This is a genomic window from Vibrio sp. 1-1(7), assembly GCF_013048485.1.
Classification (GTDB): domain Bacteria; phylum Pseudomonadota; class Gammaproteobacteria; order Enterobacterales; family Vibrionaceae; genus Vibrio; species Vibrio fujianensis.
Genome location: NZ_VHSP01000001.1, coordinates 967,851 through 983,785 on the forward strand (window position 1 = coordinate 967,851; position 15,935 = coordinate 983,785).

A 15,935-nucleotide genomic window follows, 5' to 3' on the forward strand; every position below is an offset into this window, starting at 1 on the left:
CAATTGTGTTTCAAATGAAACAAAGAGGCACTATAATGGTGCCTCTTCTCTATTCGAGCAAACGTCATGAATTCTAGACAGAGTGAAATTTTACATTTAGTCAATAAAGCGAATCGCATTCAAGTATCAGAGCTGATTGAAATCATCGGGGTGTCCGGCGTCACCATTCGCCAAGATCTTAATTTCTTAGAACAAAGTGGATACTTGAAGCGTGTTCATGGCGCGGCAATATCACTGCAAAACGATAATATTGATTCCCGTTTAGAAGTTTCCTTTGACATCAAACAAACGTTAGCCGAAAAAGCCTCTGAACTTGTATCCCCGCATGAGACCGTATTAATTGAAGGCGGTAGTGCCAATGCTTTGCTTGCGCGTGTTCTTGCGGACCGAGGCGATGTAACCATTATTACCCCCTCTGCCTATATTGCACACCTTTTGCGCAACACCTCCGCCAATATCATTTTATTAGGGGGGGTCTATCAGCATCAAGCAGAAAGTCTCGTCGGCCCACTCACCAAAATATGTATCGAACATATTCATTTCAGTACGGCTTTTTTAGGTATTGATGGATTCCATCAAGATACCGGTTTTACTAGTTGTGATATGATGCGAGCTGATATCGCTTCAGCCATTTTAGCGAAAAAAAGGCGAAATATTATTTTAACGGATTCCAGTAAATTCGGAAAAATCTTCCCATCAACCATCGGTGCAACACCCAGCATCTCGATTTTGTTGACCGATGGTAAAGCACCGGCTAGTGATATTGAATATCTAAAAAATCAAAACGTCGAGGTCTACACCCTATAGCGCCACATGTTACTCCTAACGATAACTGCCTGTGCGGTAAGCGGTGGGCTTTTCTGCCCAATCCACACAGTCGCGGCCATTGGTGATTCTGTGGGGATCGATTTTGTTCATTGTTCCTTTTGATCAATGTTCTCTTTGATCAATGTTCCTTTTGATCAATTGTTCCCTTTGATCACTAGCCCTGCGCAAGGAATAAAAATAAATTAGCTCAATAAGGATTGTTTTGTGTTTTCTTCTTTTTCTAAAAAACTATTCAGCCACACCACAACTAACGATTTCGAGAAACGACTGACCACAGCCTGCAAAGGTTATGATGAGTTTGAACCGGGTCTCTCGCACAAAGTGGTACGCTATCTAATCACTGGTGAAGAGGCGAATTGTTTAACACGGTTATCTCAACAACCAGAAAAAAACAGCAAGCTATTTCCCGGCTTTTATTCTCCCAATGATCACTATGATTATGATGAGCAAGTGTTAAATGCGATGCATCAAGTCTTACGCTCTGAACAAGGGCAGCAGCTTGATTTTCTCTGTCGCTTAGGCGTTGTTGTCACTCAAATGGGCAAGACACATGATCTCAGTTTTAACCATCAACTGACAGAAAGAGAATTCGATGGTTATTTTGCCCATCTAGTCTCCTTTTTCTGCGACATCAATAACTGGGGACTACCAAGTGACCGCTTACCCAATCGACAGACCTTACAAGCTTTGTTAGCACGGTATCAACAGCCTATTTGGTACGCTGACGCTTTTATCTTGGAACAGACCCCCGGTCTGATAGTGGAAGGTTACGCGGAATACTTACGTCATCATACTAACTGGCTCGATGTCAGTTTGACTCCTGATTTTGCCGAACAACTGCAACAACTGTATGCCGAAGGCCGCTATATATTCTGCCAGCAATTATGTCAGCACACCTCATTGCCAAGCACCCATATTCCATTAATGATGCAGTTGGTGCAAGACAATAGCCAAAAAGTCCGCAAAGCTGCGGCGGCCGCGTTGACACTGTGTAACCCTCTTGATTGTCTATATTATCTAAAACAACACTTCGAAGATGCCGATAGCAAGACACGTGGCTATTGGATCTCTGCTGTACCGGATGTTACCTCTGCTCAACCGTTAATGAAGCAATGGTTAACGAAAGAAACAAACACCATCGTACGTCAACAACTGACCAAAGCACTCACCAGACACCAACACAAGCAAGAAGCTAAAAACTTTGTTTGGCAATTACCGAGTTATCCAATACTCACCATAAGCCATGAATTTCCTGAACGCTGGTTATCTGTATGCATGCAAACCTTGTCAAACGCTATTGCTGAAACAGAAGACAGTATTGCTGAAGCCAAGAGCTACATCAAACAAGATAAAGAAGTAGAATATTGGCAAAACCATTGTCTTGAAAAACAACAAGATTTAAAGGAATTACAATCGATTACTCGCTCACAGATCGCGACAGGCTTGCAAAAGCTACAGCAAAATTTACCACAATCGAACAACGATATTATATTCAAACGACTGGATGATAGATTGGCATGTCGTATTATCAATACATCGGATTTACCACAACAGCCAGATGCACAGTTAGCGCACTATTTTTTACTAGCCACCGGTCAGTTTTCTGGGCTGTATACACTGTTTCATAGTCGACATCCCTGTCAGCTCATCCAGCGTGATATCAGTGATATTCGCCAATTGCTACCGTTACTACAACCCTTCGCTATTACGCCTGCGGATATTGGTAATGAAATTCTCAATATTCGATACGAGCCTATTGGTTTTCTACCTCTCGCATTTGAGCAACTCCCCGTATGGCCATTATTTGCGCAATACCCGCAAATGATGATGCTTGCGTTAGAAGGTCAGTTGGCGAAATCAACCTTTGATAGCACGACACAACAATGGCATTTCTCAGCTCTAGTGCGTGATAATTACAGTGCCAACAATATCATGGCACAAGCCTTAACACTGCTTATCGATTTTCCTCAACTGCCACCAGACTGGCTGGATCGAGTATATGAATTGGCATTGGATCATCGTAAACAACTGCAGCAACAGGCGCAAAAAGTGGCTGAGCAACATCCACTCATCAAGGATAAAATACTCGCTGGGCTGACCTCTTCCAGCAAAGAGATACGTAGTATCACCGCGCAATGGCTGAGCAAACTAAAGCTTGCAGCGGCAACAACGGCCTTGCAACAAGCGATCAATAAAGAAAATGACAATACCACGCGTAATCAATTATTGGATGCACTGCAGCAATGTGGTGGTGATATCAGCGAGTTTGTTTCACCCGCAGCACTAGCGGCGGAAGCTGCCGAAGGGTTAAGTAAAGCGGCACCCAAACAGATGGATTGGTTACTGCCACAACATTTGCCTGAGTGCCGACTTGTCGATGGCACCCCCGTTGAACGAGACATCATTTATTGGTGGTGTGTCATGGCAGTAAAAATAAAACAACCCGAAGGCAACAATCTACTACGCCTGTATCTCTCTCAATTGGATAGTGATAGCCAAGCCAAACTCGCCCACTTCATTTTATCAGCGTTTATCGCCCAAGATACTCGTCGCCCAAGCGATCAAGAAGCACACGAATACGCGGAAGTGAACCAGCATTATGAGTTGTCCAACTATCAACAATGGGCACAGTATGATTGGGGATCCGACTATCAAAAGTGTACGCTAGAAGATGCTTATCACGCGTGCTTTACAGAACACAAAAATCAGTTGATCGGTAGCGCTATTAAAGAAAAAGGCTTATTAGCACTGATTGCTGGCGGTACAGGGTCGACGTTAGTGGCACAGATCCAACCCTATATGAAACAACACTATCTGCGACATCATCAAATTGAAGCCATGCTAAGTGCGATTGTCCATATTAACCAGCCTGCGGTGATCCAATTTATATTATCCATTGCACGTCGTTATCGAACTAAATCCGTGCAAGAGCTAGCGGTTAAACTCGTAGAACAGATAGCCGCGCGTAACGGCTGGAGTCAGGAAGAACTAGCCGATCGCACGATTCAAACTGCTGGCTTTGAGCATACTCAAGCGCCAACCCCATTTAGCTATGGTAAACGCACCTTGTCACTAAAGCTGAGCCATGATCTGAAATTCCAGTTACTCAATGAAGAAGGCAAAGCGCTCAAAGCGCTACCACAGCCTCGTAAAGATGATGACGACGCTGCGATTAATGAAATTAAAAAATGGATCAGCAACTGTAAAAAAGAGCTTAAGCAAATCATCGAACAACAAACGGCGCGCCTTGATGAAGCCATGATCACCGGACGCCTTTGGACAGTTAGTGATTGGCAAAAGTATCTGCATCAACACCCTGTGATGTTTCACCTACTACAACGCACACTGTGGCAAGTTGAACTGGCCGATGGTTGGCATAGTTTCCGGCCAGCCGAAGACGGCACATTGATTGGGCTCGATCATCAGCCGTTGCAACTACCCGCTACAGCTAACCTGCGCTTACTCAGCAGCAATCAGTTAGATAAAGCCGAAGCCAAAGCTTGGCAAGCGCATCTGAAAAACGACAATATTAAGCTGTTGCTTGAGCAACTCAAACAGGTTGAAGTAACACCAACACCAGAGCAGATCGCACTAGCTCATCACCATGGCTTGCTGACCGATACTTTTACTCTACGCGGTTTACTCAGCAAAAAAGGTTATAAACGTGGTGAAGTAGAAGATGGTGGCTTTTTTGATCACTACTTCAAGCTGTTTGGTCGTTTGGGATTAAAGGTAGAATTTAGCTTCAGTGGTAACTGTGTACCAGAAGAACGCGAAGTAGCAGCCATTTATGATATTAAGGTTTTCAAACAACGCGTTGGCTCAGGTCACCATTATCAAGAGTTACTGCTCAGCCAAGTGCCAGCTAATTTGCTCAACGCCATCGCACGGGACTATGAAGATATCGCCAATAAATGTCATGCCGATCCCGAGTGGCAAAGCAAGTTACCGTGGTAACGACTTGCTTTAACTATCATTGGATCTACCTCTTCAAGCACATTGGTGAATAACGTTCGTCAATCGCATTTAAGGCGGGTAAGTGGCTTTTTGAACTAGGCATCATAGATGCGTGCCGTCAATTTTGCCAATGGGCGACACTTCAGACACAGGTTCAGCTTGAACCCAAGGAGACACAGAATAATTGCAGATAGTTTTCGCATGAGGAGTCCTCGTTAATATAAATCGAGGCTCCAGTCTATGCAGTTGTCCTATGTGGACTCACGTACTCTCAAAGTTTCACGAACACCACTTTGTGTGTCTGTTGACTACACGTAAAAACCATTTAAACTGTATATTAAATAGATATACAGAGGATGGTGTCATGGCTACCAAAACAGCGCCAATCAACATGCGAGTATTACCATCGGTAAGAGACATTATCGATGCCGCAGCAAATTTAAAAAAAGTCGATAGAACCGTGTTCATCCAGCAAGCAGCACTCAATGAAGCACACAGCATACTGGCCGAACAGCGAGATTTTGTTGTTGAAGCAAAGGCTTTTGAAGCGTTTGATAACGAGCTTCGTGCTGAACCACAGACCCTTGAGGGTATGAAAGATCTGTTTAAAAGGAAAGCGCCTTGGGAATAAGTGCACCAACCCTACTCACTGATGAGCACCAGATTAACACCTTTCGATGTGGCATCGAAGAACTCGATATTTGGTTAAGAAAACAGGCGTTAAAGAGTCAAAAGCGCGGAACCGCGAGAGTGTATGTGGTCAATGACACTGACGCACATCAAGTGGCTGGGTACTATGCCATTGCCATGGGTTCAGTTTCCAGAGAGCAAGCATTCAGTTCATTAAGACGAAATAGCCCAGATCCCATTCCCATGGTGATTCTAGCCAGGCTTGGGGTGGATAACGCCTATCAAGGTCAAGGCATCGCGGCGGGTCTTTTAAAAGATTGTATCATTCGCTCAGTACAAGCAATGAACGCTGTCGGTGGCGCAGGAATCTTAGTCCATGCTATTGATAGCACAGCGCAAACGTTCTACAGGAAATTTGGCTTCAAGGAGTCGACGTTTGACCCTTTCGTACTCATGGCACGGATCTGCGATATCGAAAAATCATTGTTCGCTGAGTGAGATGACGGCTCCCCTCTCACACCAGAAGCCGTCAATATTATCAGGTGCCTAGTAAAATGGGGCTGATCGGTTACGCGAAGCCAAACTGATCGACTCTCTCGATTAAGTTGGCTTGGTTCTTAGTATCCAATGCCAACGCCTCGTCCACATAACAGACCGCTTTGATTTTAAACTCATAATGTCCACTTAATGGCAACAGGTAAATAGTGAATACATAAGCATGTCGAATAACTAGACAAAGATCTTAAAATGCATGCGTGCCAATACGTTGGGATCGGCTGTTTCGATACCGGATAATTGAGATTGTTATTTTTGCCACCAATCACTTAATGCTAAATGTTGGCATTGATCGTTACAAAACTTAAACAGAGCTAATCTTGCATGAGCCTTACCAGATCTCAACAACACAAATCTCCTCCAAATAGATAGAGCTGCATCTCATTGAGCCGATACCTTCTGTCAACCTTTCTCTAAAACACGTTTTTTCATCAGAATAACCCACACAACTTTGATCCAGAGCACATCAATTGTTCCGCAATACGGAATAAAAGGATCTTTTTATTCCTTTTTTTAACCAGCTAGCAAATATTAACAAAAGACTTACTAAGAAAACATTTTCTCAACTTAACGCACAGTTTAATTTTGGAATATTAGTGATAATAAATTCCGTATTATGGAACTTAATTAAACGGAGAGCGCAAATGCCATTAGTATCTATAGAAAAATTACAACAAGAATATGAACGCATCCTCTTAGCTCGCGGCATGAAACCTGATATGGCAACTAAATTAGCGGCAGGTTTTGTTGAGATGGCGAACGAAGGAACTTATTCACATGGTATTAACCGTTTTCCGGTGTTCATCGAGCAAGTAGATAAAGGACAAATCAAGCTTAATGCTGAACCAGAATGCGTTAATAGTATGGGAGCGTTAGAGCAATGGGACTGTCATTTTGGCCCAGGGGTGCTGAACGGATTAATTTGTGCAGAACGCGCAATGGAACTGGCTCGTCACTACGGTATTGGCATGGTTGGCATGCGTAACTCTAACCACTGGATGCGTGGCGGAGCTTACGTTCTAAAAATGGCACGCGAAGGGTTTGCTGGTATCGCATCAACTAACTCTATTGCGGTGATGCCAGCTTGGGGAGGAAAAGACCATCGTGTCGGTTCCAATCCACTGATTATGGCGATTGCTGGCGATCCTCCTGTTGTTGTCGACTGCTCCATGACTCAATTTTCCTATGGACAATTACAAAACTTCGTATTGGCAGATAAAGAGCTGCCTGTCGTTGGCGGTTTTGACAATAACGGTGAACTCACCAAAGACCCACATGTACTTTGGGAAAATAAACGCCTCCTTCCTATGGGCTTTTGGAAAGGCTCTTCAATGGCGATTGTCCTGGACATGATGCTAACGGCAATCACTGGTGGTAACTCGGTGCCAGCACTGACGGAAGATATGGGCGGTGAATTTGGTGTATCTCAATTCCTAATCGCTATCGACCTAAGTAAAACAATGGACGAAAGCCGTTACAACGCAGAAATGAAACGGATTCGTGACTACGTACTGGCTTCTGAACCTGCAGAAACAGGCTCCGTCATGATTGCAGGATCTGAAATTCAACACTTTATCGATAAACACAAAGCGGCCGGTGGCATCGAAATTAACGATGGCATATGGGATCAAATTACCTCTCTGTAATTCTCCTAAGGTAGGGAAAGCTTTATGCAAAGTTTATTTAAGAATATTTGGAAAAGCATCGACGTCATCATGGCGGTCATACTCACGTGTATGATCGTCCTCGTGTTTACCAACGTGGTATTACGTTACGGCTTTTCATCAGGTCTTCGTCCCTCTGTTGAACTATCTCGCCTTGGTCTTGTATGGGTTGTCATGCTTGGCGCTGCTGTTGTGCTGCGCCGAGGTGAACATCTAGCTGTGTCGGAATTTTCAGAACGGTTATTTCCAAAGGCTGTCCCCATGTTAAGGCGACTTTGTTGGGTCGTCGTGCTCATGTCAGTAGGCATGCTTTACATTGGTTCATATCGCCAAATGATGGCTAACTGGTCAGATATTTCTCAACTTACAGGGCTTCCTTCCGCGTTATTTTACTTAGCTGGCGTGGTGTCAAGTGTGCTTATGGGAGTCATCGCTTTGGTGCGAATCTTCAAGCCAGACTGGCAACTAGATAGCTTAGAAGAGGAAAAACAATCATGACTCTCGCCATTTTCTTATCGGTATTGCTTGTCTCAATCTTGCTTGGTCTTCCGGTTGCTTTTGCACTGCTATTGTCTTCAATAGCACTGATGCTACACATCGACTTCTTTAGCCCAGATATTCTGGCGCAATCGTTAATTAATGGTGTAGATAGCTTCACGTTGCTTGCGATTCCATTCTTCCTCATTGCCGGTGAAGTGATGGCATCAGGTGGTTTATCACAGCGTATCGTGCGCTTAGCAACAACTTATGTCGGGCATCGTCAAGGAGGTTTAGGTTACGTAGCCATTATGACGTCGGTTCTGCTTGCAGGGCTATCAGGTTCAGCAGTCGCAGATGCAGCCGCCCTAGTCAGTATTCTTTATCCAATGATGAAAGCCGCGAAATATCCTGAAGCACCGTCAATGGGCCTGCTTGCTTCTGGCGGGATTATCGCCCCAGTGATTCCTCCTTCAATTCCTCTGATATTAGTCGGCGTGGCAGGAGGTATCTCAATCAAAAATTTATTCCTAGGAGGTATTGTTCCCGGTCTATTAATGGGGCTGACTTTAATGTTTATTTGGCGCATGACTGTTCGTAAAGAGAATCTAGCCACGTCAGAGAAAGCAACCACCGCAGACAAACGTGCAGCGCTGAAAGACGGCGTTTGGGCACTGTTATTACCCGTTATCATCATTGTAGGCATTCGTTTCGGCATTTTTACGCCAACTGAAGCGGCAGTTGTCGCAGCAACTTACGCCATTTTTATCTCAACCTTTGTTTACAAAGAACTAACTCTTAAAAAGTTCTACCACATCGTTATCAACGCAGGCCGTTCAACCGCTATGGTAATGTTCTTAGTCGGCTGTGCCATGGTCGCAGCATGGCTAATTACGGTGGCACAACTTCCTCAGCAGCTCGCTGAACTGTTGGGCCCACTGGTAGATAGCCCTCGTCTTCTAATGGCCGTCATTATGCTACTTGTATTGTGCATTGGCATGGTGATGGATTTAAGCCCAACGATTCTAATTCTTGTACCTCTATTAATGCCAGTCATCAAAATGGCAGGCATCGACCCAACTTATTTTGGCCTGTTATTCGTTATTAACTGTTCGATAGGTTTGATTACGCCTCCAGTAGGCACCGTACTAAACGTCGTGTGTGGTGTCGCTAGAGTTCCAATGTCTACTGCTGTGAAAGGTGTATTGCCATTCATTGGTGGATACATGGTTCTACTTGCATTGTTTGTCATATTTCCAAGCATTATTACTGTGCCAATGTCATTTGTCATTGGTCAACCTTAGACGGAGAAAATCATAATGAAAACTCTACTAAACATCACGTTACTAGCTTCAACCATCGCAATGAGTGCTAACGTACTTGCTGTAACAACCTTGAAACTAGCACATGCGGCACCGGAATCTGATTTACAACAAGATTTATCGTTGTTCTTCAAGAAAGAAGTGGAAATTCGTTCTAATGGCGATATTAAAGTCAATATCTATCCACAAGGCCAGCTAGGCAGCGATAAGCAGATGATCGACGGCTCTCGTGCGGGCATTGTCGATCTAGCCATGGTTGGTTTAAATAACTATAACGGTTTAATGCCTGAATCAGCAGCCTTTACCCTACCATTCATATTCCCCAATCGTGAAACTGCATACAAAGTTCTAGATGGAGAGCCTGGCCAAGAAGTGCTCGCGAATTTCGAGAAATTTGGCCTTAAAGGCCTTGGATATCCCGAGAACGGCTACCGTAATATGACTAATAATAAAAAACCCATTCGCACACCAGCAGACGTAAAAGGGCTGCAGATGCGCGTCAATAACTCTAAAGCGCTTAATGATATGTTCAACGAACTAGGTGCTAACCCACAACAGCTTCCAGTATCAGAGCTTTATACCGCGCTTGAAACTGGTGTGGTTGACTCTCAAGATCATCCGATTTCTGTAACACTTTCATTTAAATTCAATGAAGTACAAAAGTACCTAAGCCTTACACAACATGCTTATTCTCCTTTAGTTCTTACCATGAACTTACGCAAGTTCAATGGGTTAAGTCCGGAACAGCAAAAGATTATCGAAGAAGTTTCAGCAGAAGCGATAGCGATGCAGCGCAAACTTAGCATTGAAAAAGAAGACGAGATGATCGCATTACTTGAAGCTCAAGGTATGCAAGTAAACCGTGATGTCGACGGCGCAGCATTCCAAGAAACAATCCAACCGGTTTGGAATGCATACATCGAAAAACATGGCGACACCATGATCAATAAGATCAAGGCTGCGGCTAAGTAACTTTTGTCACGATTGCCTAAACCGCTCATTTGGGCAATCTCGTTTTTCATTTTCTTCCTATAACAAAAAATAATGGCAGTTTACTTATGTACAAACAATTAAAGCAACGCGTTCTCACAGCAAACTTACAGTTACCCAAATATGGTCTGGTTACCTTTACATGGGGCAACGTATCGGAAATTGATCGTGAACTTGGCGTGATTGCTATCAAACCGTCAGGCGTAGAATACGATGTGATGACGGTCGATGATATTGTTGTTATCGATCTGGACGGAAAGCGTCTCGAAGGCGCGCTAAATCCGTCAAGCGATACCGCTACCCATATTGAGCTTTATAAAGCTTTTCCAACCATCGGCGGTATTGTTCATACCCATTCACGCAATGCCACGATATGGGCGCAAGCTGGGCGAGATATCCCTGCCTTAGGTACAACTCATGCTGACTACTTCTATGGGGATGTTCCTTGCACACGTTTACTGAGTAAAGAAGAGATTGAGACCGATTATGAAAAGAACACAGGGTTAGTCATTATTGAAGAATTTAATAGACGAGCGATTGACCCGCAAGCGATGCCAGGAGTCATTATCGCTGGTCACGCACCATTTACTTGGGGCAAAAACGGATCAGATGCGGTGCACAATGCGGTCGTGATGGAAGAAATTGCAGCGATGGCAACGGCAACACGTGCTATCAGTCCAGAAGCCATTATACAACCAGAATTGCTCGACAAACACTATCACCGCAAGCATGGTAAAAACGCATACTACGGGCAAAAGTAAGGGGGTTCTATGAAATCTAATGATGATAAACAGAGCTTGGCTGAGTGATTAAGTCAGATATTTCTCAATCCCACCCACTAAAACAGAGGACGCCATGTTAGTTGGAAATACTCAACCTACTTCAATAACCCAGTCTTATCCTGTCGTTATTCAGAATGTGCTGGACTATTTAAATAGTCTTGATCAAGCTTCTCTCGCATTGGGCCGCCACGAATTCCCTCACTTGGATTCTAATAAAGCATGGTTTGTAGTGCTGGAATACGATAAACAGCCTGTGGAAAATTTCAAACCTGAAGTTCATAAATACTATGCTGATTTACAAATCGTACTTGAAGGCAATGAAACCATGGCATGGTCTATCGATACCGGTGAGCACGAAGCTTCAGAACCCTATCTAGAACAGCGAGATCTGCAATTCTATAAAAATGAAGGTATCACACTCAACTTCATTCACGCGACTCCGAACCAGTTTTATTTGTTCACGCCCAATATCGTGCATATCACCAATATTCAAAATGATGACACCCAACCCGTCCGAAAACTGGTGGTTAAAATTCATAACGAATTACTGGAAGCTAAATAATGAACTACTACATCGGGATTGATTCTGGCGGCACCTTTATGAAAGCGGCACTATTCGACGCTAAAGGGACGCAACGAGGACTAGCTCGCGTTTCAGCGACTGTTATCAACAATCAGCAGGGCTGGGTTGAACGTGATTTGGATGCCCTTTGGAACAATGCGGTTGATGTTATTAGGCAATTATTAATAACCACGAAAGTTGATCCAAACTGCATCAAGGGGTTGAGTATTTCCGCTCAAGGAAAAGGGGTTTACCTACTCGATAAACAAGGGGAAAACCTAGGCTATGGCATTATGTCTTCCGATGCACGCTCTTTGCCTATTGTTAAACAATGGCTGAAACAAGGTATTGCCGAGTCGACCTATCCAAGCACGTTACAAACGCTTTGGACAGGACACCCGGTTTCTATTCTTCGCTGGATTAAAGACAATGACGCTCGGCGATACAACGATATCGGTGCGGTACTGATGGCTCATGACTATTTAAGATATCGCCTAACCGGAGAAGTCGCAGCCGAACTTACTAACATTTCTGAAAGTAACTTATTCAATTCCATCACTGGTCAATACGATCAAGCATTATTGGCAACCTTCGGTATTGAAGAGATCTGGGAGGCGCTACCTCCGATCATTAAACCGCAACAACAAGCTGGGAAAATTACCGCGGAAGTCGCTTTGGAAACGGGCCTTGCGGTAGGTACTCCCGTGTTTGGCGGCCTATTTGATGTCGTCTCTACCGCTATCTGCTCAGGAATCAATTCGTCGGAAGAAGCGCTCAATTACGTAATGGGTACCTGGTCGGTAACCTCAGGCATTGCAAAACAAGTGACCAAAGATAACTATCCTTTTGTCTACGGTCACTACGCCATTGACGATGAGTACATTATCCATGAAGCCAGTCCGACCTCAGCAGGAAATTACGAATGGTTTGCAGATTATTTGGGTGAAAACGGACAGCTCGATCACATCCAAAATCAAGCCTTAGTGGCCGCATTAGAACCAGCAGCAAGCACTGTCTATTTTGTCCCTTTCCTTTATGGCTCTAATCAAGGGTTAGGTCTGAAATCGGGCTTCTATGGTCTTCAATCACACCACTCTAAAGCTCACCTAATTCAAGCTATCTGGGAGGGGATCCTGTTCTGTCACAATCTTCACCTTGAACGAATGCGTCAACGTTTTCCGAAAGCAAAAGTGCTTAAAGTAACCGGCGGCCCAGCAATGAGCCCGGTATGGATGCAAATGTTAGCTGATCTAACTGGGATGACGGTCGAGATCTCAGATGTTGATGAAACAGGCGCATTAGGTGCGGCGATGATAGCCATGGTCGGCTCTGGCGAGTTTGATTCACTTCGTGACTGCATTCATAGCATGACAAGATCAGTATCACGCATCGAGCCTAACCCTAATCACTACAGAATTTATCAAAAAAAATACCACAACTATCAAAAACTCGTTCAGTTATTTAAACAATTTGAGGATGAAATGGATGTCTAAACCACTATTACAAATGGCTCTGGATGCAACCGATCTGGATACCGCTCTCGCCGCTATCGAGCACGTTGCTGATAAACTTGATGTCATCGAAATCGGCACTATTTTAGCTTTCGCACATGGCGTGGACTGTATAAAAATCCTCCGCAAAAAATACCCAAATCATACCCTCGTCTGTGACATGAAAATCACGGATGCTAGTGCTATTTTGGCCCGCTTAGCAATGGAAGCTGGTGCCAACTGGGTTACCGTCAGCGCTGCGGCTCATATTGAGACCATTCGCTCAGCAAAACGCGTCACCGATGAATTCAATGGAGAAGTGCAAATTGAACTTTACGGCCACTGGACAATGGAAGATGCCAAAGCGTGGATTGAAATGGGAATTACCCAAGCCATTTACCATCGCTCGCGTGACGCTGAGCTTGCTGGTATCAGTTGGACCCAACAAGATTTAAATAAAATGCAGGAATTATCGAATTTAGGAATTGAACTATCCATTACTGGTGGTATCGTGCCTGACGAACTGCATTTGTTTAAGAATCTTTCGGTTAAGTCATTTATTGCTGGTCGAGCTTTAGCTGACAGTCATGGTTGTGAAGTGGCTGAAAGTTTTCACAATGAAATAGGAAAACATTGGTAGCACATATATGAGTGAGCAAATTAAGTCGTTGTCTAAGGCATTGAGTGTTCTGGAATTTTTAGGGAAATACCCCAATGGTGTTGCTCTACAAAAAGTGTCAGAAGGCACTGGCTTTAATAAGTCTTCCGTTCACCGCATATTGGCAACGTTTGAAGATTCAGGATACGTTGCTCAAATAGGTTCTGGCAAAGAATATCGCCTCACGATGAAGTTAGTACAGCTTGGTCATGCCGCGATCAACTCAGATGTCACCGGTAGCGTAAAACCCTTCCTTTTAGAGCTACTTGATGATGTCAATGAAACCGTGAATTTTCTGTCATTTGATGCCGACAATATCATCTTTAGGGACAAACTCGAACCCGTCAACGCCGCCTTTCGAACCCGAACCTATGTGGGGTTGCATTCTCCCATGTACTGTTCAGCCGCAGGGAAATGTTACCTAGCATTTAGTACTGATGCGGTGCGAGAAACTTATTGGCAACGTAATGTCAGCACCATTAAACCGTTAACTGAGAATACCATACTCGATAAATCTCAGTTTTTTAGCGCGTTAGAGAAAATTAAAGCGCGCGGTTACGCCCTGGATGATGAAGAAAACGAAGCTGGTATTTCTTGTGTTGCCGTCCCTATTTTTGACAAAAACAATACTCCTGTATACGCGGTCAGCGTTTCTTCATTAACACCCAAAATGAAAGCTCTAGGGTATGAAAAAATTGCAAGTAAGATTCAAGACATCACCACGCGTATAGAGAAACAACTTTTTTAAGGACAAAGCATGTTCAACTCTCACAACAAATTTAGATTAGGTATTTACGAAAAGGCGCTACCAGACGATCTTTCTTGGCAAGATCGATTAATTAAAGCGAAAGAAGCGGGATTTGATTTTATCGAAATTTCAGTGGATGAAACCGATAAGCGTCGCGCCCGTCTTGATTGGTCAGATGAAGAGATATACCAACTTCGACGCTTATGCGAAAAATACCAAATGCCATTGCAATCGATGTGCTTAAGTGCACACCGAAAGTTTCCATTTGGTTCAATGGATGAGAATATTCGTGCTGAGTCCCAGCGTATCATGGAAAAAGCGATTACTTTGGCATACAAACTAGGTATCCGCTGTATTCAGATGGCCGGCTATGACGTTTATTACGAACCGCAATCAGAAGAAACCCATCACCGCTTTATTGAAGGAATGAAACAAGCAACCAAGCTAGCGGAAAGAGCCGGTATCATGCTCGGCGTGGAGATAATGGATACCCCATACCTCAACTCGTTAAGTAAATTTGAAGTCCTTAAGCGAGAAATTCCATCACCTTATTTTATGGCTTACCCAGATGTAGGCAACATCTCCGGTTGGAATTACGATGTGTGCACCGAGCTGAAATTAAGTCGCGATCATCTTGTACAAGTCCATTTAAAAGACACACTACGCGTTTCAGAAACCAGCGATGGTCAGTTCCGAGATTTAGTTATTGGCGAAGGCCAAGTAGACTTCGCTGCCATTTTCAAAACATTAGCCGATATCGACTACCGCGCACCTCTTGTTATCGAAATGTGGGCAAAAAACGACAACTGGTTCGAAGATATCACTCAAGCGAAAGCAACACTCAAATCTATCGCCAACCAATCTGGTTTTGAGTTATAAGGACACATTGATGACTATTATTCGCACCGCGTTCTTTGAAGCAGATTTAACCGAAGAACAAAAACAAGACTTCTACCAATATATGGAGAAGGAAGTGGCTCCAATCATTCGTACTTTTCCAAATAATCTAGGGGTCGTGCTTAACAAACCCAAAGCCATTGAAGCAAACAGTCATAAGAACTTACTGTTTATGATGCAACACGAGTACGAAGACGAAGCTTCAATGCGCCAAGCTTTAGATTCAGATGCTCGAATAAGTAGCATGCTCGCAACCGAAATTATTGTAGAAAAATACAATATTCATGTTCACCACATCAACTTTGTACGTGACTAGCTTAAATAAAGCCAAAAAAAGCAGAAGGCTATCTTCTGCTTTTTTATAAGTAAAGGAGA

At 43.8% G+C, this 15,935-nt stretch carries 15 protein-coding genes and 1 pseudogene; all 16 read left to right on the forward strand.

From position 1 onward, the window contains the following. Nucleotides 1–66: 66 nt before the first annotated feature. The 16 genes and pseudogenes from FKN05_RS04530 (at nt 67) to FKN05_RS04605 (ending at nt 15,876) form a co-directional block, all read left to right on the forward strand. On the forward strand, nt 67–807 hold the full coding sequence (locus FKN05_RS04530; RefSeq protein ID WP_161428138.1) for a DeoR/GlpR family DNA-binding transcription regulator: 741 nt from the start codon (nt 67–69) through the stop codon (nt 805–807). A gap of 225 nt (nt 808–1,032) precedes the next feature. Further along, nucleotides 1,033–4,785 (forward strand): DUF4132 domain-containing protein, encoded by a 3,753-nt coding sequence (locus FKN05_RS16805; protein ID WP_170886985.1) that lies wholly within the window; start codon nt 1,033–1,035, stop codon nt 4,783–4,785. A gap of 364 nt (nt 4,786–5,149) precedes the next feature. Continuing rightward, the gene (locus tag FKN05_RS04545) at nt 5,150–5,416 is read left to right on the forward strand and encodes a type II toxin-antitoxin system TacA family antitoxin (protein ID WP_099612250.1); all 267 of its coding nucleotides are present in this window, start codon (nt 5,150–5,152) and stop codon (nt 5,414–5,416) included. Continuing rightward, nucleotides 5,407–5,913: a GNAT family N-acetyltransferase gene (locus FKN05_RS04550; RefSeq protein ID WP_099612249.1), complete on the forward strand. Its 507-nt coding sequence runs from the start codon at nt 5,407–5,409 to the stop codon at nt 5,911–5,913. Before FKN05_RS04545 ends, FKN05_RS04550 begins: the two co-directional genes overlap by 10 nt. 257 nt (nt 5,914–6,170) lie before the next feature. Then, a pseudogene (locus FKN05_RS16895) lies at nt 6,171–6,266 on the forward strand (WYL domain-containing protein); the annotation flags it as partial. A gap of 348 nt (nt 6,267–6,614) precedes the next feature. After that, the gene (gene yiaK / locus FKN05_RS04555; RefSeq protein WP_099612238.1) at nt 6,615–7,616 is read left to right on the forward strand and encodes a 3-dehydro-L-gulonate 2-dehydrogenase; all 1,002 of its coding nucleotides are present in this window, start codon (nt 6,615–6,617) and stop codon (nt 7,614–7,616) included. A gap of 24 nt (nt 7,617–7,640) precedes the next feature. After that, entirely contained in the window at nt 7,641–8,132 is a 492-nt protein-coding gene (locus FKN05_RS04560; protein ID WP_161428135.1) for a TRAP transporter small permease, read from the forward strand. After that, entirely contained in the window at nt 8,129–9,415 is a 1,287-nt protein-coding gene (locus FKN05_RS04565) for a TRAP transporter large permease subunit (protein ID WP_099612236.1), read from the forward strand. The genes FKN05_RS04560 and FKN05_RS04565 overlap by 4 nt, the downstream gene beginning before the upstream one ends. 15 nt (nt 9,416–9,430) lie before the next feature. Further along, a complete protein-coding gene (locus FKN05_RS04570) occupies nt 9,431–10,405 on the forward strand; it encodes a TRAP transporter substrate-binding protein (protein WP_170886986.1) in 975 nt (324 codons plus the stop codon). Nucleotides 10,406–10,491: 86 nt separating this feature from the next. Next, the gene (gene araD / locus FKN05_RS04575) at nt 10,492–11,184 is read left to right on the forward strand and encodes an L-ribulose-5-phosphate 4-epimerase (RefSeq protein WP_170886987.1); all 693 of its coding nucleotides are present in this window, start codon (nt 10,492–10,494) and stop codon (nt 11,182–11,184) included. A gap of 94 nt (nt 11,185–11,278) precedes the next feature. Then, nucleotides 11,279–11,767 (forward strand): NanQ anomerase/TabA/YiaL family protein, encoded by a 489-nt coding sequence (locus FKN05_RS04580; protein WP_170886988.1) that lies wholly within the window; start codon nt 11,279–11,281, stop codon nt 11,765–11,767. Next, on the forward strand, nt 11,767–13,260 hold the full coding sequence (locus FKN05_RS04585) for an FGGY-family carbohydrate kinase (RefSeq protein ID WP_170886989.1): 1,494 nt from the start codon (nt 11,767–11,769) through the stop codon (nt 13,258–13,260). Before FKN05_RS04580 ends, FKN05_RS04585 begins: the two co-directional genes overlap by 1 nt. Next, nucleotides 13,253–13,897 (forward strand): 3-keto-L-gulonate-6-phosphate decarboxylase UlaD, encoded by a 645-nt coding sequence (locus FKN05_RS04590; protein WP_099612231.1) that lies wholly within the window; start codon nt 13,253–13,255, stop codon nt 13,895–13,897. Before FKN05_RS04585 ends, FKN05_RS04590 begins: the two co-directional genes overlap by 8 nt. 7 nt (nt 13,898–13,904) lie before the next feature. Then, the gene (locus FKN05_RS04595) at nt 13,905–14,663 is read left to right on the forward strand and encodes an IclR family transcriptional regulator (protein ID WP_099612230.1); all 759 of its coding nucleotides are present in this window, start codon (nt 13,905–13,907) and stop codon (nt 14,661–14,663) included. A 9-nt stretch (nt 14,664–14,672) separates the two neighbouring features. Next, nucleotides 14,673–15,542: an L-ribulose-5-phosphate 3-epimerase gene (locus FKN05_RS04600; protein ID WP_099612229.1), complete on the forward strand. Its 870-nt coding sequence runs from the start codon at nt 14,673–14,675 to the stop codon at nt 15,540–15,542. A 10-nt stretch (nt 15,543–15,552) separates the two neighbouring features. Next, on the forward strand, nt 15,553–15,876 hold the full coding sequence (locus tag FKN05_RS04605) for a hypothetical protein (protein WP_170886990.1): 324 nt from the start codon (nt 15,553–15,555) through the stop codon (nt 15,874–15,876). The last annotated feature ends 59 nt before the right edge of the window (nt 15,877–15,935 follow it).

Bases quoted from the DNA above. Each gene is read 5' to 3' on its own strand.
- FKN05_RS04530 (WP_161428138.1), top strand. From the start codon at position 67: ATGAATTCTAGACAGAGTGAAATTTTACATTTAGTCAATAAAGCGAAT.
- FKN05_RS04545 (WP_099612250.1), top strand. From the start codon at position 5,150: ATGGCTACCAAAACAGCGCCAATCAACATGCGAGTATTACCATCGGTA.
- yiaK (WP_099612238.1), top strand. From the start codon at position 6,615: ATGCCATTAGTATCTATAGAAAAATTACAACAAGAATATGAACGCATC.
- FKN05_RS04560 (WP_161428135.1), top strand. From the start codon at position 7,641: ATGCAAAGTTTATTTAAGAATATTTGGAAAAGCATCGACGTCATCATG.
- FKN05_RS04565 (WP_099612236.1), top strand. From the start codon at position 8,129: ATGACTCTCGCCATTTTCTTATCGGTATTGCTTGTCTCAATCTTGCTT.
- FKN05_RS04570 (WP_170886986.1), top strand. From the start codon at position 9,431: ATGAAAACTCTACTAAACATCACGTTACTAGCTTCAACCATCGCAATG.
- araD (WP_170886987.1), top strand. From the start codon at position 10,492: ATGTACAAACAATTAAAGCAACGCGTTCTCACAGCAAACTTACAGTTA.
- FKN05_RS04580 (WP_170886988.1), top strand. From the start codon at position 11,279: ATGTTAGTTGGAAATACTCAACCTACTTCAATAACCCAGTCTTATCCT.
- FKN05_RS04585 (WP_170886989.1), top strand. From the start codon at position 11,767: ATGAACTACTACATCGGGATTGATTCTGGCGGCACCTTTATGAAAGCG.
- FKN05_RS04590 (WP_099612231.1), top strand. From the start codon at position 13,253: ATGTCTAAACCACTATTACAAATGGCTCTGGATGCAACCGATCTGGAT.
- FKN05_RS04595 (WP_099612230.1), top strand. From the start codon at position 13,905: ATGAGTGAGCAAATTAAGTCGTTGTCTAAGGCATTGAGTGTTCTGGAA.
- FKN05_RS04600 (WP_099612229.1), top strand. From the start codon at position 14,673: ATGTTCAACTCTCACAACAAATTTAGATTAGGTATTTACGAAAAGGCG.
- FKN05_RS04605 (WP_170886990.1), top strand. From the start codon at position 15,553: ATGACTATTATTCGCACCGCGTTCTTTGAAGCAGATTTAACCGAAGAA.